The sequence below is a fragment of the Paraburkholderia phytofirmans PsJN genome (assembly GCF_000020125.1).
Taxonomy (GTDB): domain Bacteria; phylum Pseudomonadota; class Gammaproteobacteria; order Burkholderiales; family Burkholderiaceae; genus Paraburkholderia; species Paraburkholderia phytofirmans.
The window spans coordinates 1,445,528-1,470,557 of record NC_010676.1 but is presented as its reverse complement, the minus strand read 5'-3'; the positions used below and the strand labels follow the sequence as shown (position 1 = coordinate 1,470,557).

Genomic DNA, 25,030 nt, shown 5'->3' with positions numbered 1-25,030 from the left:
GATTTGCCGATCACATTGCAGATGCCAAAGAAAGAACCCGCTGCAAGGCTAGTCCCTTGCAGCGGGTCAGTGCAATCAAAGGCCTTGATCAGTCCGGAGCGTACTTGAATTCAGGCAACGCCTCGAGCGACTTTTTGGTGGCTTCGGGCAGCACCACACGGCGGTTATTGATCTGCAGATCGTTGAACGGCACGGCGACCAGATGCTTGCCCATGCCGAGGAATCCCCCTACCGACAGAATTGCATACGTGCTGCGGTCGCCGCTCGGTGAGACGATCAGATCGTCCAACGTGCCGATCGTATCCTTGGATTTGTTGTAGACATCGGCGCCACTCAACTTCGACGCGCGGTAGCCACTTGCGAGTTGCACCACGTCCGTCCGTTTCTCCGTAATCGCCTGAGGCGCGCCCTGAGCGTAAGCATGGCCATACGAGGCCAGTGTGGCGAGAAGCAGGGCGGTGGCGGCCAGCGGTTTGATCTGTAGTCGTTGCATGATGATTTTCTCCCTGATGACATGTGCGGCGCATCTTCTGCCGCGCTGCGCTTCACTGAGTCGGCCTTCACCATGCCGGCTGCAAGAGTTGTGCCGCGACACACGAACACTTGCACGACTGCTCTCAGGTCCGGAATTTGCTAATTAGCGAGCTTGCTGTTCGACGTTCCGATGGTGCATTCCATGCGGCCGGAATTTCCTGGATCGACTGATCCACCCCTAGACTAAAACACGCGCGCCAGCGCCTCTTGCTTCCACAGGAACCACTATGTCATTCCAGGCCAACTACTCGTCGCGCATCGCGGAGGGCACCCCTTTTCCGCTCGGCGCGACATGGAACGGGAGCGGTGTCAACTTCGCGCTGTTCTCGGCGCACGCCACCAAGGTCGAATTGTGTCTGTTCGATGAAACAGGCGAAAACGAAATTGAACGCATCGAACTGCCGGAATATACCGACGAGGTGTGGCATGTGTTCGTGCCAAACCTCAAACCGGGCGCGGTGTACGGCTATCGCGTGCATGGCCCTTATGAACCCGAGAAGGGCCATCGCTTCAATCCGAACAAGCTGCTGCTCGACCCCTATGCGAAGGCGCATATCGGCGAGCTCAAATGGGCGCCGGAAATCTTCGGCTATACGCTGGATTCCGAAGAGGGCGACCTGTCTTTCGACGAGCGCGACAGCGCGCCCTTCGTGCCGAAGTGCAAGGTGGTCGACGCCAATTTTTCGTGGAGTCATCCCGAGCGCAACGCGCTGCCGTGGGAGCGCGTGATTTTTTATGAAGCCCACGTGCGCGGATTTACCAAACGGCATCCGGAAGTACCGGAAAATCTGCGCGGCACGTTCGCCGGACTTGGGCAACAGGTCGTGCTCGACTACATCAGGAACCTCGGCGTGACGTCGGTCGAACTCATGCCGATTCAAACTTTCGTGAACGACAGCTATCTGCTCGATAAAGGCCTCACTAATTACTGGGGTTACAACACCATCGGTTTCTTCGCGGCCGATCCGCGTTTCTTCGCCTCGTCGATCGATTCGGTGGGCGAGTTCAAGGAGATGGTGGACCGCTTTCACAACAACAATCTCGAAGTCATTCTCGACGTGGTCTACAACCACACCGCGGAAGGCAATGAGCGTGGCCCGACGATCTCGTTCAAGGGCATCGACAACGCGTCGTACTATCGCCTGATGCCCGACGAGCCGCGCTACTACATCAACGATACCGGCACCGGCAACACGCTGAACCTCTCGCATCCGCGCGTGCTGCAGATGGTGACCGACAGCCTGCGCTACTGGGTGACGGAAATGAAGGTGGACGGTTTCCGTTTCGATCTCGCGACGATTCTCGGCCGCGAACTGCACGGCTTCGACGAGGGCGGCGGTTTCCTCGACAGTTGCCGGCAGGACCCGGTGCTCTCGAGCGTGCGGCTGATTGCCGAGCCGTGGGACTGCGGCCCGGGCGGCTATCAGGTCGGCGGCTTTCCGCCCGGCTGGGCCGAGTGGAACGACCGCTTTCGCGACACGGTGCGCGAATACTGGAAGGGCGACGAAGGCAAGGTCGCCGATCTCGCTACGCGCCTCACCGGCTCGGGCGACAAGTTCAATCATCGTGGCCGGCGCCCGTGGGCCAGCGTGAACTTCATCGCCGCGCACGATGGCTTCACGCTCAACGATCTGGTTTCATACAACGACAAACACAACGAAGCCAACGGCGAGGACAACAAGGACGGCCACTCGGACAACAAGTCCTGGAACATGGGCGTGGAAGGTCCGACCGACGATCCGGAGATTCGTCAACAGCGCGAGCGCCAGAAACGCAATCTTCTGGCCACGTTGCTGCTCTCGCAAGGCACGCCGATGATTCTCGCGGGCGACGAATTCGGCCGCACGCAACAGGGCAACAACAACGCCTATTGCCAGGACAACGAGATCAGTTGGGTGGATTGGGAAGCCATCGACGACGACGGCCGCGCGCTTACCGAGTTCGTCAAGAATCTGACCACGCTGCGTCATCGTCTGCCGGTATTGCGGCGTGGCCGCTTTATCATCGGTGAATACAACGAGGCGTTGGACGTGACCGACGCGCGCTGGCTCTCGCCGGACGGCACGGATCTCTCGCAGGAGCAGTGGGACGATCCGTCGATGCGCTGCTTCGGCCTCGTGATCGACGGCCGCGCGCAGGCGAGCGGCATTCGCCGGCCGGCCTCGGACGCGACCTTGCTGCTGGTGTTGAATGCGCATCACGATGTCGTCAACTTCACGCTGCCGGACGTTCCCGAGGGCGACCGGTGGACCTGCCTGGTCGACACCAACATGCCGGTGCGTTCCGAATTGCCGCAGTTCAGTGCCGGCGACGCGTATCAGGTGACGGGGCGCTCGCTCCTTCTGTTCGCCCTAGACGCACCGAACCGCGCGACGCAGCGTGTCTTCGACCGCCTCGAAGAGCAGCTCACCACTGACGAAAGCGAACCCTCCGCCGGAGCGTGACGGACCCGGGCGTGAAACGCAGTCGAACTGGCGCGCCGGGTATAGCGCTTGCTCGATTGTTAGCAACTGCGCGCGAGCCGCTATTTTTGCGGCGGCTGCGCGCAGTACAGTAGCCGACATCGGCCCACGCCAGGTTCAACCGAGGTGATCAAATGGAACAGGAACAAACCTCTCAAGAGGAACAAATCCGCATGCGCGCTTATTACCTGTGGGAGCAAGCTGAAGATCCCAAGGGTACGCCCGACGAGTACTGGGATCAGGCACGCGCCGAGATAGAGAAGGAAGCGCCGCCGGTGGAAAGTGGGCCGGATTCCGGCGAGCCTGTGAAGTAAGCGCGCTATCGCAACGCGACAGAAGGTTGAACGCGAAGGTTGACCACATGCGCGATGCACTACAGCGCGTCGGCGTGCGCAATTCGCCTCGCACGTCCCGTCTGACAGGAACGGGTACCGAACACAACCGGACAGGTTTGCGCAAATGAAGGACATCCCCGAACCGCGCGGCGTGAGACCGGCCACGCACATTCGAGCGCCCGCCACGGCCTTCAGCCTGGACAGCCTGATCTCGCTCGCGGTGGGCGTGACGGTGGTCGCTTGCCTGTACTTCGCGAGCGCCGTACTGATCCCGATCACGCTCGCCATCCTGCTCAGCTTTCTTGTCGCGCCGCTCGCCAATGCGTTGATGCGTTTGCGGCTTGGGCATGTGGCGTCGGTGTTCGCCGCCGTGGTGATCTCGGTATCGGTGATCGGGATGCTCGGCGCGGTGATTGCCACGCAACTGACCGATCTTGCGGCCGGCATGCCACGTTATCAGGCCACCATCGAGCAGAAGATGGAGACGGCGCACAGTTTGACCATCGGCAAACTGAACCGCTTTGCGAGTGCGGCAGGCCAAGCGCTGCAGCGCGCGACGGTCGAGCCGCCGCAACCGGCGCCTCAGCGTGGCCCGGCCTCTCGCGACAGTGCGCGTTCGACAGCCAGCGAGCCCGCTGCCGTGCCCGTCGAAGTGCGCGAGCCGGTGCCGACGCCATTCGAACTTGCGAGACGCGTATTGTCGCCGGCGATCAGTCCGCTTGAAACGGCGTTTATCGTTTTCGTCGTGATGGTGGTGATCCTGTTGCAACGCGACGATCTACGCGACCGCGCCATCCGTCTGTTCGGCTCGCGCGACCTGCACCGCACGACCACGGTGATGGACGAAGCCGCGCGGCGTTTGAGCCGTTACTTCGTTTCGCAACTCGGGCTGAATGCGGGCGTCGGCGTGATCATCGGCACGGGCCTGTTCATGATCGGTGTGCCGAGTCCGATTCTGTGGGGCATTCTCGCGGCGCTGCTGCGGCTCGTGCCTTACGTCGGCATATGGATCTCGGCCACGCTGGCCACCGCGCTCGCCGCCGCGGTGAGTCCGGGCTGGACAATGGCGATCTGGTCGCTGGCGCTGTTCGTCAGCGTGGAAGTACTAGTCGGGCAGATCGTCGAGCCGCTGCTGTATGGACGCAGCACGGGGCTCTCGCCGTTTTCGGTCGTGGTGGCCGCGATTTTCTGGAGCTGGATCTGGGGGCCGATAGGCTTGATTCTGTCCACGCCGTTGACGCTTTGTTTGCTCGTACTCGGCCGGCATGTGCGGCGCCTGGAGTTTCTCGACGTGCTGCTGGGCGACCAGCCCGCGCTGACGCCCGTGGAAAACTTTTATCAGCGTGCGTTGGCGGGCGACCCGGACGAAGCGATCGAGCAAGCAGAACTGCTGCTGCGCGAGCGCTCCTTGTCCTCGTACTACGACGAGGTCGCGATCAAGGGCCTGCAGCTCGCGGCCAACGACGTAATGCGCGGGAGCGTCACGGCGACGCAGCTTGCGCGCATCGAGGCGACGACGAACGACCTCGTGGACGGCCTCGACGGTTATGACGACCGCGAGCCGGTCACCTCTGCCGCGAACGAAAACTGGAGTGCGGCAGGGCCGTTGTCGCCTGCAGCTTCCGACGAATCCAATGTTGCACGAACTGAAGCAGCGAATCCGCCGTCCGTTACGTCAGGCCATTCGGAAGAAACTCATGCAACGAACCAGTCGCCGGTCGCTGCGAGCAGCCGCGTGCTGTGCATTCCCGGACGCGGCCCGCTCGACGCATTAGCGACCACTATCCTGTTGCAGTTGCTAGCCAAGCACGGATTTGCGTCACGTGCGTTGCCGCATGAGGCCGCATCGCGCGCGTCGATCGATCAACTCGACGCGGACGATGTCGGCATCGTCTGCATTCTCTACTTGCAGATCGACGGTGTCCCGTCGCATTTGCGCTATCTGGTCAGGCGCATTCGCGCACGATTGCCGAACGTGTCGATCGTGGTTGGATTGTGGGCGGCGCAGGATACGGAGAAGTGGAGCGCAGATCTGCGAAGCGCTGTCGGGGCGGAGTGTTATGCGAGCACGCTGCAGGAAATTCTCGCGGCTTGCCGGCGTGTCGATTCGGCGAGAAGCGGAACCGAGAAAGTACTGCCCATCGTGGTCAACGGTTAGGTCGCCACGATTTCACTGAAAGGTGTTCTCTTTGCCCGGCGATGCTCACAGCGCGTCTGAACGGCACGATACATCATTGAAAAAACCGCCTACCGGCAAAGCGGCAGGGCGGTTCATCTCCGCTTGACGCGGCTCAGCGCGGCCTAGTGTGCAGCCGGCTTCTTTGCGGCCGACTGGTCTTTCGAAGCGGCATCCTTGTCGGGGACGATCTTCGTGGTGCCGCCGGTGGAAGGCGGATCGCTGGCGGGGAAGCTGTCTTCGACCTGCTTGTCGATCTGCTTTTCGCTCTTGTTCGAGTGCGGGTGCTTTTCCTTGTGTTCTGTCATGGCGTTTCTCCTTCAGGTTACCGGTTGTTCATTTCGTGACGCACGAAGCGCCGCCGACGATTGCCAACGCATCCGCGCGCGACACACCGCTTCTCATGGCATCGATCAGACGCGCGGTCTGCGCTTCGCGTTCGCAGGCAAGTACGGCGACCACCTTGTCGTCCTTCAGGTACAGCGAGAGGAATTGCTGGCGATCGAGGTCGCCGTCGGTCACGATCTCGTCCCACTCGCTCGCATGGCCGAGATATTCGAAGTTCTTGCCGAAATGATAGGTCCAGAAATACGGCACGCCGGCATAGCGATGCCGCGCACCGCACATGTTTTGCGCGGCAATGCGCGCATGCTGCTGGGCAACGCGCCAATGTTCGATACGCACCGGTTCCTGATCTTCATGCAGCGGAAACACGGCGATATCGCCCGCCGCGTAGAGACCGCACGCGGCCTGCATGCCCGCGTTGACGAGCACGCCGCCGTCTTTTTGCAGCGGCAGGCCTTCGACAAAACCAGTGGCCGGCGTCACACCCGTGCCCAATAGCACGATGTCGGCGGCGACATGCTCGCCGTTTTCGAGCATCACCTGATGCACGCTGCCTTCTTCGCCTTCGAGCGAAGCGACCTTCGCTTCCAGATGGAATACCACGCCGTTGCGCTCGTGAAGCGCGCGGAACATCGCGCCCGCGCGCTCGCCGAACTGCCGCGCGAACGGCACTTTCTCCGGCGAAATGACGGTGACTGGCGTGCCGCGTTTGCGCAGCGCTGCAGCCGTTTCGAGTCCGATGAAGCTGCTGCCCAGAATGACGACCTGAGTCTGGCCGGCATCGTCGCCGATGGCGTCGACGAGCGCGGCGGCATCGTCGAGACTGCGCAGCACGTGCACGCCGCCGAGTTCCACACCAGGAATATGGGGAAGCTTCGGCACACTGCCGGTCGCAAGCAAGGCCGTGTCGTACGTCAGTGCGGCGCCGTTTTCGAAATGAATCATGCGGGCGGGCACATCGAGCCGCGCAACCTTCTGCACGATGCGCTCGACGTCGTGCCGCTCGAGCCAGTCCGGCGCAAGAAGCGGAGGGACGTCGACGGGCGACATTTCACCGGATGGGACGAATTTGCTCAGCGCGGTGCGGTCGTAAGGTGCATGCGGTTCATAGCCGACAAGCGTGATGCGGCCGCTAAAGTCAGATTCGCGGAGGGCCGCACAAGCGGCGGCGCCTGCCGCGCCCGCGCCGATCACCACGTAATGCGGTTCTTTGGCGTTGGCGTTGCGCGCTGGTTGTGGAATCTTTTCCGGCGTGACCATCACGTCGTCGCCGGTCACCACCACCGGATAGCGATCGAGCCCGACCAGCGCGGGCGGTTCGAGCACGTTGCCGGTGGCGGCGTCGAAGGTCCCCTTGTGCCACGGACAGATGATCCGGCCGTGGCAGAGCGCGCCTTCTTCGAGTGGCGCACCCGCGTGCGGGCAATCGGCGGAGTAGGCGTGCACGGTATCGCCGTCGCGCACCAGCAGAATCTTTTCGTCGTTCACCACGACACGTTGAGCGCGGTCGGTTCGCAATTGCGAGAGCTTGGCGACGCATCGGGCAGTCGTAGGCATGGCCGGTTCCTCGCGGACGGTGGAGTGAAAAAGCGCAGCGCAAATCAGCGCAAGCAGCGCAACCCGCATGAGCACGCCGCAATGCAGCACGCTTTCCGGTTGTAGAACTCCTGTCGTTCAGCAAGTCATGTGCCCACCTGCGCGCTCCCCGCAATCCCGGTATCCGTGGCCGGCGCACTATGGAGAACCGCTGAAGTGCGGTAAATTCAGGGAAAAAGAAACAGCGCACGAACATGCGGCGAGTACGCCGTGCCATGGCGTCCCTGGGCGTGCCTGACCTGTGTTGACCTTTATGGAGATCGTGACCGTGCAACGTGCGGAACGTGCAGCAGTCGATTTCCCCATGCCGTCGCGCAATTTCGCGGCGACGCGGCGCATGCTGCTGATCGTCCTCGCTGTGTCGATTGCCTTTCCTCTGATCTGTCTTGCGGCCTACGGCTACTTCGACTACCAGCGCCGGATTGCCGATTCGAACGACATGATCGACCGGCTCGCGCGCGTCGCCGAGGAACAGGCCGTCAAGGTGATGGATCTGAACCAGCAGATGTCCTCGCGCATCGTCGAACTGCTCGGCAATGACGACGACGCGCAGATCCGCGCGCGCGAAGCGATGCTGCACGACCGTCTGCACGGAATCGGTGGCGACTTTCCGCAGGTTTCGTCGATCTATCTGCTTGGCGCGAAAGGCGATCTGCTGGTGTCGAGCCGCACGTATCCCGCGCCGGCCCTGTCGATCGCGCAGCGCGAGGACTTCATCAGCGCGAAAGCGATGCGCCCGCAGCCGTATTTTTCTCTGCCGATGTTCGGCCCGCTCTCGCAAACCAACGTGTTTACCACCGCGACGGGCCGCTCGGACGACAACGGCCAGTTCCTCGGCGTGGTCTCGGTGGCGCTGCGCAACGAGTACTTCTCGCGCTTCTATCGTGAGCTGACCAACGGCGATGCGTCGCTCGCGCTGGGCCTGTATCGCCAGGACGGCAGCCTGCTGGTGCGCTATCCGCCGTGGCCGGCGGGCGCGCAGCCCAGCCCGCGAAGCAAATTCACCCAGGCGTTGCGCGACAGACAACTGTTTGGCCACGTCCGTCTGGATTCCACGGTGGACGGCGTGGAGCGGCTGCTGGCGTTTCGCCGCGTCGGCGACTATCCGCTCTATGTGATGAGCGCTTACGCCACTTCGTCCATCGGTAAAGCATGGCGGCAGCACTTCGTCATGATCGCTGCACTGACGGCGCTGCCCTGCATCGCCATCTGGCTGCTGGTGTTCTACTCGCTGCGTCAACTGGCAGGCGAGCGCCGCGCGTGGGAACGCTGGCAGGGCGAAGTGGCGATGCGTCTGTCCGCCGAAGCTTCGAGCCGGCAACTGCAGCGCATGGGCGCGCTCGGCAATCTCGTCGCCAACGTCGCGCACGATTTCAACAATCTGCTGATGGTCGTTTCCGCCAACACGGAGCTCGCGCGGCTCAAGCGCTTCAACAACGTCGAGAAAGAAGTGCTCGCGGTAGAGCGCGCCACCGCCAGCGCCGAATCGCTCACGCGGCGCCTTCTGAGCGTGGCGCGCAAGCAGCCGCTCAAACAGCAGCCGCTCGATCTCGCCACGTGGCTGCCCGCCGCCGCGCCTCTGATCGACGCCGCGCTCGGCGACAACGTGGAGCTCGCCTTGAACATGGTCGAGAACGTCTGGCAGGTGCTGGCCGATCCGACCGATCTGGAATTCGCCATCATGAATCTGGCCGTCAACGCGCGCGATGCGATGCCGCGCGGCGGCCGCTTCGTGATTCGTTGCCAGAACAACCGGCTGGTCGGCAGCGACACCTTGCTGCCCGACGGCGAATACGTGCTGATCGCCTGTACCGACGACGGCGAGGGCATGCCCGAAGCCGTCGCGCGGCGCGCCTTCGAGCCGCTGTTCACGACCAAGCTGCGTGGTTCGGGCACCGGCCTCGGCCTTGCACAGGTGCTGTCCATGTGCGAACAGGCGGGCGGCACGGCGAGGATCGACAGCGTGCCGGGCAGCGGCACGACGGTGAGGATGTATCTGCCGCGCTATCGCGACCGCCGCAAGACAACGGTCGTGCAAGCCGAGACAGTGCCGGCGCCGGTGCCGCCGCCGAGCGGGGTCGTACTGCTGGTCGAAGACAACGAAGAAGTCGCGGCAGGCGTGGCGGCGGTGCTGGAGACTTTCGGCTGCGAGGTGCGCCACGAGCTGACCGCCGACCAGGCGCTCGACGTCCTCACGGGTGGCGCGCGCTTCGAACTCGTGCTGTCCGACATCCAGATGCCGGGCAAACTCAATGGCATCGACCTCGCGGAGAAGGTGCGCAGCGCGTGGCCGTCGCAGAAGATCGCCTTGATGACCGGCTACGCGGACGAACTCGAACGCGCGCGACGCCTTGGCGTGGCGATACTCGCCAAGCCCTTCAATATCGACGAACTGCACGCGCTCGTGGCGTGTGAACCGTAAGGCTCGCCATTCACGGGTATAGCCCTTGCTGAAATTGACCGCATGCACGGTTGTCGAGCGCCCGTCGTGAAAGCCTCCGATGAATCCGTGCCCCTCACTTTGCGCAGGAGCACGGACATGACACTCGGCGATACGATCAAAGGCATGGTCGGCATGGATCCAACGGGACATGCCGATCCTGACATGAAAGCGGTGCTCGAGGCGCTCAAGAGTCTCGACCCGAAGCCCATCGAAGATTGCACGGTGGAGGAGGCGAGGCAGCAGCCCACGCCTGCCGACGCCGTCAAAAAACTCATGCAGGACCCGGCATTCAGCGCGCGGCCCGCGCTGGAGCTTGAAGCGGTGCGTGACCAGGACATCTTGATTCCGGGCGCGGCCGGCAGTATTTCGGCGCGCGTCTACACGCCGCAAGGCGAAGGGCCGTTCCCGCTGATTCTGTATTTCCACGGCGGCGGCTGGGTGATCGCCGATCTCGATACCTACGACGCCACACCACGCTCGATGGCCGCGCAAAGCCGCGCCATCGTGGTGTCCGCGCATTACCGCCAGGCGCCCGAACACCGCTTGCCCGCCGCGCACGACGACGCGTTCGCCGCATGGGGCTGGCTGATCGGCAATGCGATGAACCTTGGCGGCAATCCGGACAAGATCGCGATCATGGGCGAGAGCGCCGGCGCCAATCTGGCGATCAACGTAGCGATCCGCGCGCGCAATACCGGCATCCGCATGCCGATGCACCAGGCGCTCATCTATCCGGTGGCGAGCAACAACATCGTGTCGATCTCTTATGAAGAGAACCGCAACGCCAAACCCTTGAACAAGTCGATGATGCTGTGGTTCATGCATAACGTGATCAACAGCGAGAGCGATCTCACCAGTCCGTTGATCGACGTGGTGAGCGCGGATCTGTCACGCTTGCCGCCGGCCGTGATCGTGACGGCGGGTATCGATCCGCTGCGCTCGGACGGCGAGAAGCTCGCGCAGAAACTGCACGGCGCGGGCGTGCCCATCGAGCATCGCAACTATCGGGGCGCGACGCACGAGTTCTTCGGCATGGCGGCGGTGGTGCAGGCGGCGCGCGACGCGCAGGCCTTCGTGTCGCTCGCGCAGCGTCAGGCGTTCGGCGGGGCGCCGCTGTGACGCGGTGAGCCGCGCGTCATTCGCCGATCAGATGCAGCACGATGTCACGCTGCTGCGTGTGTCGGCGATGCTCGAACAGATATAGGCCTTGCCACGTGCCGAGCACCATCTGCCCGTGTTCGACCGGCACCGACAGTTGCACTTGCGTGAGCGCGGTGCGCAAATGGGCCGGCATGTCATCCGTGCCTTCGGCGTCGTGTTCGTAACGCTCGGCGTCTTCGGGCGCGAGGGTCGCGAAGTACCGCTCCAGATCGCGTTGCACGGAAGGGTCGGCGTTCTCCTGAATCAGCAATGAGGCGGACGTATGGCGGCAGAACAGCGTCAGCAGGCCTGTTTCGATGCCTTGCGCGGCGACGAAGCGGCGCGCTTCGTCGGTGAATTCGACGAGGCCACGGTTGCGGGCCTTGACGCTCAGATGGTGGATGGCTTGTCGCATGATAGTGATCGGGTGGGGCGGTGCATTAGATGCAGCATGCGCCGCGAGACCTTAGAGCGACGTCAGAACGTCAGCGACTGCCGCCGCATTGGCCGGGCGGACCACGCGCGCGACTTCCGCGCCGTCGCGCATCAGGATCAGCGTGGGCCAGAGTTTGACCTTGAACGAGCGGCCGAGCGGCCGGCCCGGGCCGTCTTCGATCTTCAGATGCCTGAGGCCGTCGTGCGCTTCGAGAGCCTGGGCAATCGACGCCTGCGCGCCCTGGCAGTAGCCGCACCAGTCCGTGCCGAATTCGACGAGGGTGGCACCCGGCAGGGCGTCGAGTTGGGCTCGCGAGGGGGCTTTGGAAGAATAGGCGGTCTGGGTTGCCATGCGTGCTCCGGAGAGGATTAACCTGTGCAGGCAGGGGATCGCGCCGTGGCGGCGTCCCCTGCGGATGGATTCGCCAAGAGTAGCAGCTATGCGCGGGATCGTCAGTGAGCGTGGCCTCGCCTGAGTGCGCGGGCAGCGCGGCTCGAAGCTCGGTGGTGTGAATTTCACGCAAACTCATATTCCTGCCGGCGTGGCGTGTTAAACATTCGTCCGGGTGTCACCGACGTGCGGCGAATCATCGAGGGCGGAAAGGGAAGAAATGGGCGAAAAGATTTATCTGCGGTATCCCGGCAAGGACGAAACCGTCGCGGTGGCCACCGGCTTCAGTTGGGGCGCGTGTCTGTTAGGTTTCGTGTGGGCGTTGTCGAAGAAGATGTGGTTTGCTGCTTTCGTCATGCTGGCGATCAATCTGCTGCTTTTCTGCTCGGGTTTATGGGGCGAAACTGCCGACCTGATCGGACTCGTGCTGTCGGTGCTGTTCGGTATCGCTTGCGGGATGTATGGCAATCAGTGGCACCGCTGGACATTGGAGAAACGCGGTTACGTCGTGCTGTAACGCGCGGTTGAGCGTGCCGCGCGGGAGTGGATATTGCTTGCCATACGCGGCGCGTGCTGTTTGCACCGAGACGAAACGGACCGAAACATAGAGACCGAAGCGCGCGCCGTCAAACCTATTCCCAACCGCGTCATGGAGGCACCCCATGCCCAATGCAGTCGCTCCACGCCGTTCCGCCGGGTTGTCCGGCCCGCTGCTGCGCAACCTGGCCGGCGCGGCGCTGGCCGTGTCGCTCGGCAGTGCGCCGCTTGCATATGGCGCGGACCCGAGCGCAGCGCCAAACGCCGGCATGACCGGCTCACCCGGCGCGTCGAGCACCGCCGGGGCGGCAGCGTCCCCACCGGCAGCACCGGCGGCATCGGCGGCGTCCGCACCCGACGACACCTTCCTGCTCACCATCTTCCTGCGCCACGACGAGTCCAAGCCGCTGCCGAAGATCAACGACCAGTTGCGCGCACAAGGTTTCTTCAAGACCTTTCCGCCGCCCGGCATCGAAGTGGTGTCGTGGTACGTGATGATGGGCATCGGCCAAGTGGTCACGCTGCGCGTGCCCGCGAGCCGTCTGCGCGAAGTCAACCGGGCGATCGAAACAACCGCATGGGGCGGCTATCGCACTGAGTTTTATCCGACCTATGACTACAAGGCGCAAGCGCAGCAAATGCGCGCAATGGACGGCAAATAGCGTGCTCACGTGGTCAGCCGTGCGGCAACCGGACGGCCTGCAATTTTGGGACGCGATGGCGCGGGTTTACGCGCCCGCAAGCTAAGCCGATAATGCCCCGGTCGTTCCGGCCACGAAGTGTGCGGCGTGCATCGCGCGTCGCAGGCTCGCTTTCCCTGACCCACCGCCCCTCGTGTTAAAGACCTCGCGTTTTTTCGATCTACTGCGCATCCCCGGCTTCAAGCCGCTCGCCGCCGCGACGCTCATGCTCGGCGTGGCGATGTCGTTCACCGCTCCCTATCTTTCCCTGTTCGGCGTCGAGCGCGCCGGCATGACGCCGTTCAGGCTGGGCGTGTTCATGACGCTGATCGCGGCGAGCGGGGTGCTCGCCAGCACCTTCGCGGGCCGCTGGAGCGACGCGAGCGGACGGCACCGGCCCTTGCTGCTGGCCGCGCTGATCGCCGCGGCGCTCGGCTATCTGTGTTTGTGCGTGGTGCGTGATTACCGGCTGCTGCTGGTGGTCGGCATCGTCTTTATCGGCGCGGGCGGCTCGGCCATTTCAATGGTGTTCTCGTTCAGTCGCGCGGCCTTGCCGGTCGCGGATCCGGCGGAGCGCGTATTCGCCAGCGCGACCTTGCGGACCATTCTGTCGGCGGCGTGGGTGTTCGGGCCGTCGGTGGGCGCGCTGGTGCTCGCCGCCAGCAGCTTTTACGGCCTTTTCCTGTTCGCCGCGGCCAGTTTCGGCGCGTGCGCGACGATCGTCTGGCGCATGCGCGAGCCGCAAGGCCATCTGGGCGATCACACGGTGGAAGACACCGCGTCGGAGCCGTCGGCCTCGATCACCGTGCCGCCGCTCACCACGCCAGGCGAAGAGGCGCACGAAAATCTGCCGGGCGTCGCCTCGGCCAACGACATCGGCCGCGCGGTCGCCGCGCTCACGCTGCTCGGCCTCGCCGCGAACGCGACCATGATCGTGCTGCCGCTCTATATCGTGCACGGGCTGAACGGCACGCATCTGGACGTATCGATCATGCTCGGCCTCGGCGCCTTGATGGAAATTCCGATGATGCTCGCGCTCGGCGCGAAGTCGTCGGCGCTGCACAAGCCTAACTGGCTAGCCGCTTGCGCCGCGGTGCACGCGGTGTATTTCGTCGGCATGTCGCTGGCGGGGAGCGTCCACGTGCTGATCCCGATGCAGATGCTCAACGCCTTCGTGGTCGCCGTGACCTCGTGTCTTGGCATGACCTATGTGCAGGACCTGATGCCGCACGCGCCGGGCCGTGCCACGGCGCTGTTCTTCAACGCGGCGCGCGTTGGCTCGATTCTCTCGGGCGTGTTGTCGGGCTTGTTGGTGCAGGCGTTCAGCTATCGCGGCACGTTTCTGTTCTGCGGCTTGCTGGCGCTGTGCGCGCTGGTGCTGTTCGCCGTGCCGGGCGATCGCTATCCGTTGATGTGGAAAGCCGTGAAGCGTTTTGCGCGTTCGCAATATGGCAAGCTGCAGGCCAGACAGCGGGAGCGGCAGCGTTAGACGCGGCGACTGAAACCGCTGCGACGGCTCCAGCGGCGAAACGAACTGTAAGAAGGTAGTCAGCCGAATCGAAGCCTGTGCGCGCGCCGCACCTCGCAATCCAGCGCAACTGCAACCGCGAGGAACTTTACGCCGCGCAAAACCTCTGCAAAAGGGCGTATCGTCTTTCGATGCATACGGCGCTGCCCGCTTCGCTGCAAGAGCGCTTCTGGGCTGCTACCGTGTGTCCGGCGCACGCGAAAAAACACCACTACAGTGAGCGTAGCGATGCGCGAAACCTGGCGCCGCAACTGAAGCGCTCAGCGAAAACGCAGCAGAGCCGCAGTAGAACGAAGCAAATCGTCGAAGCACATCCAGCAGCGCAACGAGGCACTTTCCGGAGCGAGATATGCAGCTAGGCATGATTGGATTGGGACGCATGGGCGCCGACATGGTGCGGCGCCTGACGAAGGGCGGTCAGCAGTGTATCGCCTACGACGTGCAGCCGGCGGCGGTCGAGAAGCTGAAACAGGACGGCGTGCCGGGCGCGGCGTCGCTGGAAGACCTCGTGGCGCAACTCGACAAGCCGCGCGCCGTGTGGCTGATGGTGCCGGCCGCCGTGGTCGACATGACGCTCGAGAAGCTCGTGCCCTTGCTGGAGCCGGGCGACATCGTGATCGACGGCGGCAACTCCTATTACCACGACGACATTCGCCGCGGCACCGAACTGGCCGAGCGCAAGCTTCACTATGTGGACGTCGGCACGAGCGGCGGCGTGGCGGGCCGCGAGCGCGGCTACTGCCTGATGATCGGCGGCGAGCCGGAGGTCGTGAAGCGGCTCGAACCGATTTTCGCGACGCTCGCGCCGGGTGCCGGCTCGGAGCCGGCCACGCCGGGCCGTGTCGCCGGATCGAGCACCGCGGACCAGGGCTTCCTGCATTGCGGGCCGCAGGGTGCGGGGCACTTCGTCAAGATGGTTCACAACGGTATCGAGTACGGCATGATGGCCGCGTATGCCGAGGGCTTGAACATTCTGCATCACGCCGACGCCGGCAAACATGCGCGCGAGGCCGACGCCGAAACCTCGCCGCTGCGCCGCCCCGAGTTGTACCAGTACGATCTGAATCTCGCCGACGTCACCGAGGTCTGGCGGCGTGGCAGCGTGATCAGTTCCTGGCTGCTCGATCTGATCGCCGGGTCGCTCGTGAGCGACGTCGACCTGAAGAACTACGCAGGGCGCGTATCCGATTCAGGCGAGGGGCGCTGGACCGTGGCGGCCGCCATCGACGAAGGCGTGCCTACGCCGGTGCTGAGCGCGGCGCTGTTTGCGCGGTTCAGTTCGCGCGGCGAGGCGGATTTCGCGAACCGGGTGCTCTCGGCCATGCGGAACGATTTCGGTGGCCACGCCGAGAAAGCGGCCACGCCGTCCGACAAGCCGAAAAGCTGATTCCAGGGAGCCGCGATGCCAGCCACCACCTCTACGCCGCACGACGTCGTATTTCTATTCGACTGCGACAACACCTTGCTGGACAACGACCATGTGCTCGCGGATCTGCGCGCGCATATGATGCGTGAGTTCGGCGCGGAGAACAGCGCGCGGTACTGGGAAATCTTCGAGAACCTGCGCACCGAGCTCGGCTATGCCGACTATCTGGGCGCGCTGCAGCGGTATCGCTCCGAGCGTCCACGGGACACGCGCTTGCTGTTGATGTCGTCGTTCCTGATCGAATATCCGTTTGCGAACCGCCTGTATCCGGGTGCGCTGGATGCGCTTGATCATGTGGGCAAGCGCGGCCCCACGGTGATCCTCTCCGACGGCGACGTGGTGTTCCAGCCGCGCAAGATCGCCCGCTCGGGGCTATGGGACCAGGTCGAAGGGCGCGTGCTGATCTACATCCACAAAGAGCTGATGCTCGACCAGGTGATGGAGTGTTATCCCGCGCGCCACTATGTGATGGTCGACGACAAGCTGCGCATTCTCACGGCCATGAAAAAGGCGTGGGGCGCAAAACTGACGACGGTGTTTCCCCGCCAGGGGCATTACGCGTTCGATCCGAAAGAGATCGCCAGCAATCCACCGGCGGACGTGACGGTGGAGCGGATCGGCGAATTGGCGGAGATCGACGTGGACGCTTTGTTGGCGGAGAAAGGCTAGCGGTTCGCGGCGGTTTGCGGCGTATTGGGCATCTCAATGTGCGTGCCGTGCATACGGAGATGAGGGAGCGCCGCGTGCCAGGCACGGTGCGCTTTATGAACCGAGTTCCTTCAGGCGCGCTTGCGCATCGCCGGCGCCCATGCGGCCGGCCGCATCCATTGCCGTCACGCCGTTGGCGTCGCGAGCCTTCGGGTCCGCGCCACGCGCGATCAGCAACTCCATGATCGCCGTGCGATTGAACATCGCCGCAATCATCAACGCGGTGCGTCCGTCCGGCGACGCGCCTTCCACATCCGCGCCATGCGCGAGCAAGGTTTCGATCACCTTGTCGAAGCCCTTGAAGGCCGCGCCCGCAATCGGCGTCTGTCCGTTGTCGTTACGCAGATTCGGATCGGCGCCGTGTTCGAGCAGCGTGCGCACGGCGTCTGCGTGACCGTGGTAGCTGGCGAGCATGACGAGGCTGTCGCCTTTGTCGTTGCGCAGATTCGGCGGCACGCCTTTTTCGATCACTGCCGCAAGCATGGCGGCATCGCCGCGCCGCGCAAGGTCGAAAACCTGATGCGCCAGTTCGAGCAATTCCGGATCGAGCGGCTGGCCGGAGGACGGGGAAGTATCAGCGTGGTCCGTCAATGGAAACTCCTTGCAATGAAGCCGGGCGCCCCAGGTCTCGGGAAGGCACGAGACCCTGTGTGAAGGCGCCGGGAAGACTGCTCAGGATACACATGTTGCGCCGGCGACGCCCACGCGGCGGCAATCAGGCGTGGCCGAACAGCTTGACCAGCAAGCCGAACACGCCGATCAGGATGGCGACACCCGCGAACAGGAACACGCAGGTCAGAACGAGGATCAACGGCGCTTTGAGGCGGCTGGGTGTCGGCATGATTGAGCGTTCGGGTAGGAGGTGAGCAAGGCGGGATGCGCCCGATGCGGTTCGCGCTCGCGCATGCGGCATCAGGAGCATAAAGGGGAGCTAAATGGAGAGCATAAAGGCATTCACTTAATAGGCGCTTAAAGTCTAGCGCATGCGGCGTGAGGCCGACGCTTGCAGCTGTCGCGAAGTCGCGAAGTCGCAGTTGGATCAAGGTTTGGGCGATTGCGTCGAACCATGCGGCGCGCTTCCTGTCACACTGAAGCTCACCGGATAAGGGCACTCACGCCCGCCGCCAACACGGGACGCTACCCGTACGCTTTTCTTGTGTCGTTCGCGTGACAGGATGACCGGCGTTGCCGATTCTTTCACGCCGGCCGCCTCACGAATCACGAACCACCATTGCCGCATTCGCCAACCTGCCTGACAGTCCTTTTCAAGGAGTGACACCATGGCTGAAGCAACCGCCCATCCCACGCCGCCGCAAACTTTAGACGCCGACACGTTGCGCAACATGGATCGCTACTGGCGGGCCTGCAACTACCTCTCGGCCGGCATGATCTATCTGCGCGACAATCCGCTGCTGCGCGAACCGCTGAAGCCCGAACACATCAAGAACCGCCTGCTCGGCCACTGGGGTTCGGACCCGGGGCAGAGCTTCCTGCTCGTGCATCTGAACCGGCTGATCAAGAAGCTTGATCTAAATGTGATCTACGTAGCCGGTCCCGGTCATGGCGCACCAGCCACGCTGGCCAATTGTTATCTCGAAGGCCACTACTCGGAAATCTATCCCGACCGCAGTCAGGACGTCGCCGGCATGGAGCGCTTCTTCCGGCAGTTCTCGTTTCCGGGCGGCATCGGTTCGCACTGCACGCCGGAGACGCCGGGCTCGATTCACGAAGGCGGCGAGCTCGGCTATAGCCTCTCGCACGGCTACGGCGCCGCGTTCGACAATCCCGATCTGATCGTCGCGGTGATGATCGGCGACGGCGAAGCGGAGACCGGTCCGCTCGCCACCTCGTGGCACTCGAACAAGTTCCTCAATCCGATCCGCGACGGCGCGGTGTTGCCGGTGCTGCACCTGAACGGCTACAAGATCGCCAATCCGACCATTCTCGCGCGCATTCCCCGCGAAGAACTCGAAGCCTTGCTAACCGGCTACGGCCACAAACCGTATTTCGTTGAAGGCGAGGATCCCGCCGTCATGCACCAGCAGATGGCCGCGACTTTGGAGCAATGCATCGGCGAAATCCGCGCGATCCAGCAGCATGCGCGCGAGAGCAACGACGCGTCCCGGCCGCGCTGGCCGATGATCGTGCTGCGCTCACCCAAAGGCTGGACCGGTCCGAAGGAAGTCGACGGACACAAGGTGGAAGGCTCGTGGCGCGCGCACCAGGTGCCGGTGCTCGATCCGGCGACCAATAGCAAGAGCCTGAAACTGGTCGAGAACTGGCTGCGCAGTTACGAGCCCGAAACACTGTTCGACGAAGCAGGGCGCCTCGTGAAAGAACTGCGCGAACTCGCGCCCGAAGGCGCGCGCCGCATCAGCGCCAATCCGCATGCGAACGGCGGTGTGCTCTGCAAGACGCTCGCCATGCCGCCGTTTCGCGATTACGCGGTGGCGGTGAAAAAGCCAGCCGGCTCGTACACGTCGCCGACCGAGGTGCTCGGCAAGTTCCTGCGCGACGTGATGCGCAACAACATGACGAACTTCCGCGTGTTCGGCCCCGATGAGACTTCGAGCAACAAGCTGACCGCGATCTATGAGGCGTCGGAAAAAACCTGGCTCGCGCAAACCGTGCCGAGCGACGCGGACGGCGGCGAACTCGCGGTAGACGGCCGCGTGATGGAAATGCTCAGCGAACACACGCTCGAAGGCTGGTTCGAAGGCTACGTGCTGACCGGCCGCCACGGTCTGTTCGCCACGTACGAAGCCTTCGTCCACGTGATCGACTCCATGTTCAACCAGCACGCCAAGTGGCTGGAGAAAGCCAAACGCGATCTCGGCTGGCGCCAGCCGGTGCCGTCGATCAACCTGCTGATCACGTCGCTCGTCTGGCGTCAGGATCACAACGGCTTCACGCACCAGGATCCCGGCTTTCTGGATGTCGTCACGAATAAAAGCCCGGACGTGGTACGTATTTATCTGCCGCCGGACGCGAACTGCCTGCTGAGCGTCGCCGATCATTGCCTGCGTTCGCGCGATTACGTCAACGTGATCGTCGCCGACAAGCAGCCGCATCTGCAGTATCTCGACATGGACGCGGCCGTCACGCATTGCACCAAGGGCATCGGTATCTGGGACTGGGCGTCGACGGACCAAGGCGTCGAGCCGGACGTGGTCATGGCTTGCGCGGGCGATATCCCGACCATGGAGGCGCTCGCCGCCGTGCAGATCCTGAAGGAGCAGTTCGCCGACCTGAAGATCCGCTTCGTCAATGTTGTCGACCTGTTTCGCCTGATGCCCGAGCATGCGCATCCGCACGGCCTGTCCAGCCGCGATTTCGATTCGTTGTTTACCACTGACAAGCCGGTGATTTTCAACTTCCACTCGTATGCGTCGCTGGTGCACAAGCTGACCTATAACCGCACGAACCACGACAACCTGCATGTGCACGGCTATCACGAGAAGGGCAACATCAACACGCCGCTGGAGTTGGCGATCATCAATCAGGTCGACCGTTTTTCGCTGGCGATCGACGTGATCGACCGCGTGCCGAGGCTGCGCGGCGTTGGCGACCACGCCAAGGAATGGCTGCGTGGCCAGATCATCGAGCATCTGGCTTATGCGCACGCCGAGGGCATCGATAAGGAAGAAATCCGCAACTGGACGTGGAAAGGCTGAGCGAGGCATGACCATGCACACTGAAAACAGCGCTGACGATCAAACGATTCTGGTGCTGAACAGCGGTTCCTCGTCGCTGAAGTTCGGACTGTTCAGGCGCGCGGGCAATGACGAATCCCTGCTGCTGGAAGGCAGTGCCGAAGGCATTGGGCGCGACGACGGCAGTTTGCGCATCAAGGCGCCCGACGGCCGCGTGCTGGTGCAGCAGGAGCGCGTGCTCGAATCGCAGATCGACGCGTTGCAAAAGCTCGCGCAGGTGCTCAAAGAACAGCACCATGCGCGGCCTGCGGCGGTGGGGCATCGGGTGGTGCACGGCGGACCGCGTTTGCGCACGCATCAGCGCATTACCGCCGACGTGCGCCGTCAATTGCACGAGGCCGTGCACTTCGCGCCGCTGCATATTCCGCCGGCGCTTGCGTTGATCGACGAGGCCGAAAAGATTTTCGACGACGCGCCGCATTTCGCCTGTTTCGACACGGCGTTCCACGCGACGCTGCCACTGCGCGCCGCACACCTTGCGTTGCCGCGCCGTTACGCGGAGGCCGGCGTGATGCGCTACGGCTTTCACGGGCTCTCGTACGAATCGCTGGTGACGCGACTCGGCGCCGACTTGCCGGCGCGTGCGGTGTTCGCCCACCTCGGCAACGGTTCGAGCGTGTGCGCATTGCGCGACGGCAGATCGATCGATACGTCGATGGGCTTGACGCCCACCGGCGGCGTGCCGATGGGCACGCGCAGCGGCGATCTCGATCCGGGCGTGCTGCTGTATCTGATGCGCGTGGAAAAGCTCGATGCCGGCGCATTGGAGACGCTGCTGAATCGCCAGAGCGGTCTCGCCGGTTACGCGGACGGCGAAAGCGATATGCAGGCGCTGGAAAAACGCGCCGCGGCGGGCGATACGAATGCGTCGCTCGCGCTCGATGCGTTCGCGACCGCCGTGCGCAAGACGATCGGCGGTTACGCGGCGTTGCTGGGCGGAATCGATTTGCTGGTGTTTACCGGCGGCATCGGCGAACACAGCCAGGAGATTCGCAAGCGCGTGTGTGACGGGCTTGCTTTCATGGGGCTGACGCAAAGCGATCCGGCCGGCAAGGTAAGAGCGATTCACACCGAAGAAGAAAAGCAGATCGCGCGGCATTGCCGCACGTTATTGCAGCAGGCAACGCAGGCCTGACCTTCATTCCGGCTTGACGACGGTGTGATCCGATACGCCGGTCACACCGAACAGGCGTGTCACGTCTTCGAGCGCCGCGGCGCGTTGCTGATCGCGTTGCAGCTCGCCACGCAGTGTGATGCGGCCGTGCGAGACGTGGACTTTCACAGCGTGTTCGGGTACTGCGGCGTCCCAGGCGAGACGCCGAGTCGCCTCCGCGGCGATCTGCGCGTCGCTCAAACGCGCGCTGTCTGCGTTGTGTTTTTCTGCTCGGGCGTGAGGCATGGGTTCTCCGCTGCGCTGATACGTATGGGGAGAACACTAGCAGAACTACGGGATTTTGTAGCCGGCAACGGCAGCCGAGTCGAAGCACGGCAAATGCCTGGATCGGCTATATTCAACGCCACTGCCCAAATCCGCTCACTGAGGAGAATGCCGTGCCCGCCTTCACAACGCTGCTCGCCTTCGGCCTGGTCTCGCTCGGCATGGTGCTCACGCCGGGTCCGAACATGATCTATCTGGTCTCGCGATCGCTGTGCCAAGGGCGGCGCGCGGGTCTCATATCGCTCGGCGGCGTCGCGCTCGGCTTCGTGTTCTACATGTTTTGCGCCGCGTTCGGCATCACCGCGCTGCTGTTGACGGTGCCGTACGCGTACGACGCGTTGCGCTTCGGCGGCGCGCTTTATCTGCTTTACCTGGCGTGGCAGGCGGTCAAGCCGGGTGGCCGTTCGCCGTTCCAGGTTCGCGATCTGCCGCACGACAGCCGCCGCAAGCTCTTCACCATGGGCCTCGTCACCAACCTCGCGAATCCGAAGATCGCGGTGATGTACCTGTCGCTGCTGCCGCAGTTCATTTCGCCGGGGCACGGCAGTGTGCTCTCGCAATCTATCGCGCTTGGCTGCGTGCAGATCGTCGTCAGCGTGACCGTCAATGCGCTGATCGCGAGTATGGCGGGTTCGATCGCCGTGTTTCTCGGCGGCCGGCCGGTGTGGCTGCAAGTGCAGCGCTGGCTGATGGGCACCGTGCTCGCCGGACTCGCGGTGCGCATCGCGCTCGATTCGCGTCGCTGAGCTGCAAGCCCATGTCCGACTTTCCTATCGACAACCCGTTCCTCGAGTCGCTTGGCGTTCGTCTCACGCAATGGCGCGATGGCTACGCCGAACTGCTCATGCCGATCGACGCGAGCAAGCTCAATCGCCAGGGCGTGCTGCAAGGCGGCGCGATCGCGACGCTGCTCGATGCGGCGGCCGGCTATGCGGGAATCTTCGCGGCAAGCGGCGCGCCGGCGCGGCATGCTTTCACGCTCTCGCTGACCACCAACTATCTCGACAAGGGACTCGGCGAGTCCGTCACCGCGAAGGGTTTTCTGGAGCGCGCGGGCCGCTCGATTTTCTTCTCACGTGGCGAGGCCTGGGTGGACGGCAAGCTGCTGATCGCCAGCGCGCAGGGCACGTTCAAGTATTCACGGACAACCTGAGGCGCAAACGCTCATAGCGCCTTGTACATGATGGTGGTCGCATCGAACTCATGGGTGTGCGTGCCGCGAGCGTATCCAGGGATCACGCCGGCTGTGCGATAGCCGAGGTCCGTGTAAAGCGGCTCGGCGTGGTCGCCGGTGCGGGTGTCGAGCGTGAGCAGGCTGCGCTGCAATACCGAAGCGTGGCGTTCGAGTTCCGTCATCAGCGCCCGCGCGATGCCTTGGCGGCGAAAGCCCGGATGGACCAGCAGCTTGCGCACTTCGGCGCGATGCCGCTGATTCGGCATTGTGTCGTAATCGAGTTGCACGGTGCCGGCGATCGTCCCGCCTCGACGCGCGACCAGCAGCACCACACCGCCGGCACGCAGCGAAGGCAATACTTTGCCGCGCCAGAACGCTTCACTCTCGTCGACGTCACACGGCATCACAAAGCCGACGCTCGCGCCGTCATGCACGCAGGCGCGCAGCAGCGCGCCGAGTTCGGGAAGATGACGCACGAGATCGTCGGCGGTGAAGGTGGTGATGTTAGTGAGGGTGCTCACGCTCATGTCCTTGCTCATGCTCTTGCTCACACGATAAAGAGAAGATAGCGGGCGCCGCTATGCGCGGGCGTCACGAATGCGCTGGGACCGAACAGTTGATAGCGCAGGCAGTCGCCCGGTTGCAGGCCGTGGCTCTGGCCGTCGACGGTGATTTGCAGTTCTCCGTCGAGCAGGATCAGATGATGTTCGAGCCCAGGCCGCGGCGACGCGTCGTAGGCGATCTGCACGCCCGCGTCGAGTTCGCATTCGAGCGCCTCGCCGCTCAGCGCCTGCGCGGGCGGCGACACGGAGCGCCGCCGGAAGCCGACGCTGGCGTCGGTCCAGAGCGGCTGGGCGGCGCGCGGCACGAGCGGCGCGAAATCTTCCTCGACCATGTGCATCAGGCGCGACATCGGCAGTCCGTAAGCCACGCAGAGCTTGCCGAGCACGTTCGCCGTCGGGCTCACGGCGGCGTTTTCGAGGCGTGACAAGGTTGCGCGGCTCACGCCGCTGAGTTTGGCGAGCTCGTCGAGCGACCAGTTGCGCTCGGCGCGCAACGCGCGCAGCCGCTGGGCGATGCGGCGGTCGATGGCGTTGTCATCGGTGAGTGTGGTTTCCATATTCGGGAAATTATCTCGAATATGGAAACTCGTCAACCAGGAAAAAACGTGGATGTTTCGACGGAAGCTGCGCCGCTGGCTCACTCGTGCCGGGTCATGCGCAGCATGGACGTGTCGTAGCCGAGCGCGCGAACCCGCTCGATCAGCGCGTCCTTCACGCTCGCGGCGGGGATGGCCTCGCGCGTGAGAATCCATAGATAACGGCCGCTGGGCTCGCCGACGATCGACCAGCTATAGTCGTCCGCGTGATCGAGCACCCAGTAGTTGCCGAAAAAGAACGGTCCGAAGAACGACACCTTCAGCCTGGCATTCTGCGAGCCGGCGACCATTTTCGCGCGGCCTTTCGACACGTCGAGCGCTCCGTTCACGCCGCCTTTATGGCAACTGTTGGTGACGTCGATCAGGCCGTCGTCGCGCGTGGCGTACTCGGCGGTGACCGCTTCGCAATCGCGTTCGAAGCCGTTTTCATAGCGCGCCAGTTCGTACCATCGGCCGACATAGCGGCTCAGGTCGACCGGCTTGGCGGGCTCGGGCACATGCGCATTGCCGCTCTTGCCGGCTGGACTGAGCGCGCAGGCGCCGAGCAGGCACACCGCGCCAAGCGCAAGTGAAAGGGTGCTGACGCGCAGCACCGATTGTCGGCGTAATGCCATCGATTGACTCCATGAATGAAGGGCTTCCCGTTTTAGCACGCGACATGCCAGATAGCGCCGCGCGCGCCGCGATGCAGCCGAGATTCGCACACTCGCGCGGCTCGGGCCGTTTATCATAGTGCCCACAAACCAGAAACGCCGCCCGGCTTTGCAACGGTAAGGCACCTCATCCACGAGACCCGGCGGCATTTGCCGC

At 63.6% G+C, this 25,030-nt stretch carries 24 protein-coding genes and 1 pseudogene; 14 read left to right on the top strand and 11 right to left on the bottom strand.

All coding sequences use genetic code 11. From position 1 onward, the window contains the following. Nucleotides 1-88: 88 nt before the first annotated feature. Nucleotides 89-493 carry a PRC-barrel domain-containing protein gene (locus tag BPHYT_RS26290; RefSeq protein WP_012427157.1) on the bottom strand — a complete coding sequence of 135 codons (405 nt, stop codon included), beginning with the start codon at nucleotides 491-493 and terminating at the stop codon, nucleotides 89-91. Nucleotides 494-761: 268 nt separating this feature from the next. Here BPHYT_RS26290 and glgX point away from each other — a divergent pair, with 268 nt between their 5' ends. The 3 genes from glgX to BPHYT_RS26275 all read left to right on the top strand — a co-directional run bounded on the left by glgX (nucleotide 762) and on the right by BPHYT_RS26275 (nucleotide 5,489). After that, nucleotides 762-2,978 (top strand): glycogen debranching protein GlgX, encoded by a 2,217-nt coding sequence (glgX, locus tag BPHYT_RS26285; RefSeq protein WP_012427156.1) that lies wholly within the window; start codon nucleotides 762-764, stop codon nucleotides 2,976-2,978. Nucleotides 2,979-3,130: 152 nt separating this feature from the next. Beyond that, nucleotides 3,131-3,310 (top strand): DUF2934 domain-containing protein, encoded by a 180-nt coding sequence (locus tag BPHYT_RS26280; protein WP_012427155.1) that lies wholly within the window; start codon nucleotides 3,131-3,133, stop codon nucleotides 3,308-3,310. A gap of 145 nt (nucleotides 3,311-3,455) precedes the next feature. Next, nucleotides 3,456-5,489, top strand: coding sequence for an AI-2E family transporter (locus BPHYT_RS26275; protein WP_012427154.1), 2,034 nt, complete (start codon nucleotides 3,456-3,458; stop codon nucleotides 5,487-5,489). 143 nt (nucleotides 5,490-5,632) lie between these two features. On the opposite strand, the gene BPHYT_RS26270 is transcribed toward BPHYT_RS26275, so the two are convergent. Both BPHYT_RS26270 and BPHYT_RS26265 read right to left on the bottom strand, forming a co-directional pair. Further along, nucleotides 5,633-5,815 (bottom strand): hypothetical protein, encoded by a 183-nt coding sequence (locus tag BPHYT_RS26270; protein WP_012427153.1) that lies wholly within the window; start codon nucleotides 5,813-5,815, stop codon nucleotides 5,633-5,635. Nucleotides 5,816-5,843: 28 nt separating this feature from the next. After that, the gene (locus tag BPHYT_RS26265; protein ID WP_012427152.1) at nucleotides 5,844-7,409 is read right to left on the bottom strand and encodes an FAD-dependent oxidoreductase; all 1,566 of its coding nucleotides are present in this window, start codon (nucleotides 7,407-7,409) and stop codon (nucleotides 5,844-5,846) included. 307 nt (nucleotides 7,410-7,716) lie between these two features. Between BPHYT_RS26265 and BPHYT_RS26260 the strand changes: the two genes are divergently transcribed. Continuing rightward, on the top strand, nucleotides 7,717-9,870 hold the full coding sequence (locus BPHYT_RS26260) for a hybrid sensor histidine kinase/response regulator (protein ID WP_012427151.1): 2,154 nt from the start codon (nucleotides 7,717-7,719) through the stop codon (nucleotides 9,868-9,870). Nucleotides 9,871-9,987: 117 nt separating this feature from the next. Next, entirely contained in the window at nucleotides 9,988-11,010 is a 1,023-nt protein-coding gene (locus BPHYT_RS26255; RefSeq protein WP_012427150.1) for an alpha/beta hydrolase, read from the top strand. A 16-nt stretch (nucleotides 11,011-11,026) separates the two neighbouring features. Here BPHYT_RS26255 and BPHYT_RS26250 read toward each other — a convergent pair whose 3' ends face one another. Together BPHYT_RS26250 and BPHYT_RS26245 are read right to left on the bottom strand one after the other, a co-directional pair. Beyond that, nucleotides 11,027-11,446 (bottom strand): secondary thiamine-phosphate synthase enzyme YjbQ, encoded by a 420-nt coding sequence (locus BPHYT_RS26250; protein ID WP_012427149.1) that lies wholly within the window; start codon nucleotides 11,444-11,446, stop codon nucleotides 11,027-11,029. 51 nt (nucleotides 11,447-11,497) lie between these two features. Beyond that, nucleotides 11,498-11,818 carry a thioredoxin family protein gene (locus BPHYT_RS26245; protein WP_012427148.1) on the bottom strand — a complete coding sequence of 107 codons (321 nt, stop codon included), beginning with the start codon at nucleotides 11,816-11,818 and terminating at the stop codon, nucleotides 11,498-11,500. A 259-nt stretch (nucleotides 11,819-12,077) separates the two neighbouring features. Here BPHYT_RS26245 and BPHYT_RS26240 point away from each other — a divergent pair, with 259 nt between their 5' ends. From BPHYT_RS26240 to BPHYT_RS26215, 5 genes and pseudogenes are all read left to right on the top strand, one after another. Further along, nucleotides 12,078-12,374 (top strand): DUF2628 domain-containing protein, encoded by a 297-nt coding sequence (locus tag BPHYT_RS26240; RefSeq protein WP_012427147.1) that lies wholly within the window; start codon nucleotides 12,078-12,080, stop codon nucleotides 12,372-12,374. A 145-nt stretch (nucleotides 12,375-12,519) separates the two neighbouring features. Further along, complete coding sequence (locus BPHYT_RS26235; protein WP_012427146.1) at nucleotides 12,520-13,056, top strand: hypothetical protein; 537 nt, start codon at nucleotides 12,520-12,522, stop codon at nucleotides 13,054-13,056. A gap of 172 nt (nucleotides 13,057-13,228) precedes the next feature. Beyond that, nucleotides 13,229-14,563, top strand: coding sequence for a sugar efflux transporter (locus BPHYT_RS26230; RefSeq protein WP_012427145.1), 1,335 nt, complete (start codon nucleotides 13,229-13,231; stop codon nucleotides 14,561-14,563). Between the two features lie 385 nt (nucleotides 14,564-14,948). Further along, nucleotides 14,949-15,989 (top strand): annotated as a pseudogene (gene gnd / locus BPHYT_RS26220) (phosphogluconate dehydrogenase (NAD(+)-dependent, decarboxylating)); the annotation flags it as partial. A gap of 15 nt (nucleotides 15,990-16,004) precedes the next feature. After that, the gene (locus BPHYT_RS26215; RefSeq protein WP_012427143.1) at nucleotides 16,005-16,697 is read left to right on the top strand and encodes an HAD family hydrolase; all 693 of its coding nucleotides are present in this window, start codon (nucleotides 16,005-16,007) and stop codon (nucleotides 16,695-16,697) included. 93 nt (nucleotides 16,698-16,790) lie between these two features. Here BPHYT_RS26215 and BPHYT_RS26210 read toward each other — a convergent pair whose 3' ends face one another. Further along, nucleotides 16,791-17,327 carry an ankyrin repeat domain-containing protein gene (locus tag BPHYT_RS26210; RefSeq protein ID WP_012427142.1) on the bottom strand — a complete coding sequence of 179 codons (537 nt, stop codon included), beginning with the start codon at nucleotides 17,325-17,327 and terminating at the stop codon, nucleotides 16,791-16,793. 124 nt (nucleotides 17,328-17,451) lie between these two features. Then, the gene (locus BPHYT_RS39485; protein ID WP_012427141.1) at nucleotides 17,452-17,577 is read right to left on the bottom strand and encodes a hypothetical protein; all 126 of its coding nucleotides are present in this window, start codon (nucleotides 17,575-17,577) and stop codon (nucleotides 17,452-17,454) included. A 439-nt stretch (nucleotides 17,578-18,016) separates the two neighbouring features. On the opposite strand from BPHYT_RS39485, the gene BPHYT_RS26205 reads away from it, so the two are divergent. Both BPHYT_RS26205 and BPHYT_RS26200 read left to right on the top strand, forming a co-directional pair. Then, the gene (locus BPHYT_RS26205; RefSeq protein ID WP_012427140.1) at nucleotides 18,017-20,410 is read left to right on the top strand and encodes a phosphoketolase family protein; all 2,394 of its coding nucleotides are present in this window, start codon (nucleotides 18,017-18,019) and stop codon (nucleotides 20,408-20,410) included. Between the two features lie 13 nt (nucleotides 20,411-20,423). Beyond that, nucleotides 20,424-21,584, top strand: coding sequence for an acetate/propionate family kinase (locus tag BPHYT_RS26200; protein WP_012427139.1), 1,161 nt, complete (start codon nucleotides 20,424-20,426; stop codon nucleotides 21,582-21,584). A 3-nt stretch (nucleotides 21,585-21,587) separates the two neighbouring features. Here BPHYT_RS26200 and BPHYT_RS26195 read toward each other — a convergent pair whose 3' ends face one another. Then, nucleotides 21,588-21,848, bottom strand: a complete 261-nt coding sequence (locus tag BPHYT_RS26195; RefSeq protein WP_012427138.1) for a BON domain-containing protein — start codon at nucleotides 21,846-21,848, stop codon at nucleotides 21,588-21,590. Between the two features lie 152 nt (nucleotides 21,849-22,000). Between BPHYT_RS26195 and BPHYT_RS26190 the strand changes: the two genes are divergently transcribed. Both BPHYT_RS26190 and BPHYT_RS26185 read left to right on the top strand, forming a co-directional pair. Then, nucleotides 22,001-22,633 carry a LysE family translocator gene (locus BPHYT_RS26190; protein ID WP_012427137.1) on the top strand — a complete coding sequence of 211 codons (633 nt, stop codon included), beginning with the start codon at nucleotides 22,001-22,003 and terminating at the stop codon, nucleotides 22,631-22,633. Nucleotides 22,634-22,644: 11 nt separating this feature from the next. Next, a complete protein-coding gene (locus BPHYT_RS26185) occupies nucleotides 22,645-23,040 on the top strand; it encodes a PaaI family thioesterase (RefSeq protein WP_012427136.1) in 396 nt (131 codons plus the stop codon). An 11-nt stretch (nucleotides 23,041-23,051) separates the two neighbouring features. Here the strand turns inward: BPHYT_RS26185 and BPHYT_RS26180 are convergent, their stop codons facing one another. The 3 genes from BPHYT_RS26180 to BPHYT_RS26170 all read right to left on the bottom strand — a co-directional run bounded on the left by BPHYT_RS26180 (nucleotide 23,052) and on the right by BPHYT_RS26170 (nucleotide 24,834). Beyond that, nucleotides 23,052-23,588: a GNAT family N-acetyltransferase gene (locus tag BPHYT_RS26180; protein WP_041759633.1), complete on the bottom strand. Its 537-nt coding sequence runs from the start codon at nucleotides 23,586-23,588 to the stop codon at nucleotides 23,052-23,054. Nucleotides 23,589-23,608: 20 nt separating this feature from the next. Beyond that, nucleotides 23,609-24,181 carry a helix-turn-helix domain-containing protein gene (locus BPHYT_RS26175; protein WP_012427134.1) on the bottom strand — a complete coding sequence of 191 codons (573 nt, stop codon included), beginning with the start codon at nucleotides 24,179-24,181 and terminating at the stop codon, nucleotides 23,609-23,611. Nucleotides 24,182-24,261: 80 nt separating this feature from the next. After that, a complete protein-coding gene (locus BPHYT_RS26170) occupies nucleotides 24,262-24,834 on the bottom strand; it encodes a lipocalin family protein (protein WP_012427133.1) in 573 nt (190 codons plus the stop codon). Nucleotides 24,835-25,030: the final 196 nt, after the last annotated feature.

What these genes read in the sequence shown, in the direction of transcription:
- BPHYT_RS26290 (WP_012427157.1), bottom strand. Translation starts at nt 493, where the DNA reads ATGCAACGACTACAGATCAAACCGCTGGCCGCCACCGCCCTGCTTCTC.
- glgX (WP_012427156.1), top strand. Translation starts at nt 762, where the DNA reads ATGTCATTCCAGGCCAACTACTCGTCGCGCATCGCGGAGGGCACCCCT.
- BPHYT_RS26280 (WP_012427155.1), top strand. Translation starts at nt 3,131, where the DNA reads ATGGAACAGGAACAAACCTCTCAAGAGGAACAAATCCGCATGCGCGCT.
- BPHYT_RS26275 (WP_012427154.1), top strand. Translation starts at nt 3,456, where the DNA reads ATGAAGGACATCCCCGAACCGCGCGGCGTGAGACCGGCCACGCACATT.
- BPHYT_RS26270 (WP_012427153.1), bottom strand. Translation starts at nt 5,815, where the DNA reads ATGACAGAACACAAGGAAAAGCACCCGCACTCGAACAAGAGCGAAAAG.
- BPHYT_RS26265 (WP_012427152.1), bottom strand. Translation starts at nt 7,409, where the DNA reads ATGCCTACGACTGCCCGATGCGTCGCCAAGCTCTCGCAATTGCGAACC.
- BPHYT_RS26255 (WP_012427150.1), top strand. Translation starts at nt 9,988, where the DNA reads ATGACACTCGGCGATACGATCAAAGGCATGGTCGGCATGGATCCAACG.
- BPHYT_RS26250 (WP_012427149.1), bottom strand. Translation starts at nt 11,446, where the DNA reads ATGCGACAAGCCATCCACCATCTGAGCGTCAAGGCCCGCAACCGTGGC.
- BPHYT_RS26245 (WP_012427148.1), bottom strand. Translation starts at nt 11,818, where the DNA reads ATGGCAACCCAGACCGCCTATTCTTCCAAAGCCCCCTCGCGAGCCCAA.
- BPHYT_RS26240 (WP_012427147.1), top strand. Translation starts at nt 12,078, where the DNA reads ATGGGCGAAAAGATTTATCTGCGGTATCCCGGCAAGGACGAAACCGTC.
- BPHYT_RS26235 (WP_012427146.1), top strand. Translation starts at nt 12,520, where the DNA reads ATGCCCAATGCAGTCGCTCCACGCCGTTCCGCCGGGTTGTCCGGCCCG.
- BPHYT_RS26215 (WP_012427143.1), top strand. Translation starts at nt 16,005, where the DNA reads ATGCCAGCCACCACCTCTACGCCGCACGACGTCGTATTTCTATTCGAC.
- BPHYT_RS39485 (WP_012427141.1), bottom strand. Translation starts at nt 17,577, where the DNA reads ATGCCGACACCCAGCCGCCTCAAAGCGCCGTTGATCCTCGTTCTGACC.
- BPHYT_RS26205 (WP_012427140.1), top strand. Translation starts at nt 18,017, where the DNA reads ATGGCTGAAGCAACCGCCCATCCCACGCCGCCGCAAACTTTAGACGCC.
- BPHYT_RS26200 (WP_012427139.1), top strand. Translation starts at nt 20,424, where the DNA reads ATGCACACTGAAAACAGCGCTGACGATCAAACGATTCTGGTGCTGAAC.
- BPHYT_RS26195 (WP_012427138.1), bottom strand. Translation starts at nt 21,848, where the DNA reads ATGCCTCACGCCCGAGCAGAAAAACACAACGCAGACAGCGCGCGTTTG.
- BPHYT_RS26185 (WP_012427136.1), top strand. Translation starts at nt 22,645, where the DNA reads ATGTCCGACTTTCCTATCGACAACCCGTTCCTCGAGTCGCTTGGCGTT.
- BPHYT_RS26180 (WP_041759633.1), bottom strand. Translation starts at nt 23,588, where the DNA reads ATGAGCGTGAGCACCCTCACTAACATCACCACCTTCACCGCCGACGAT.
- BPHYT_RS26175 (WP_012427134.1), bottom strand. Translation starts at nt 24,181, where the DNA reads ATGGAAACCACACTCACCGATGACAACGCCATCGACCGCCGCATCGCC.
- BPHYT_RS26170 (WP_012427133.1), bottom strand. Translation starts at nt 24,834, where the DNA reads ATGGCATTACGCCGACAATCGGTGCTGCGCGTCAGCACCCTTTCACTT.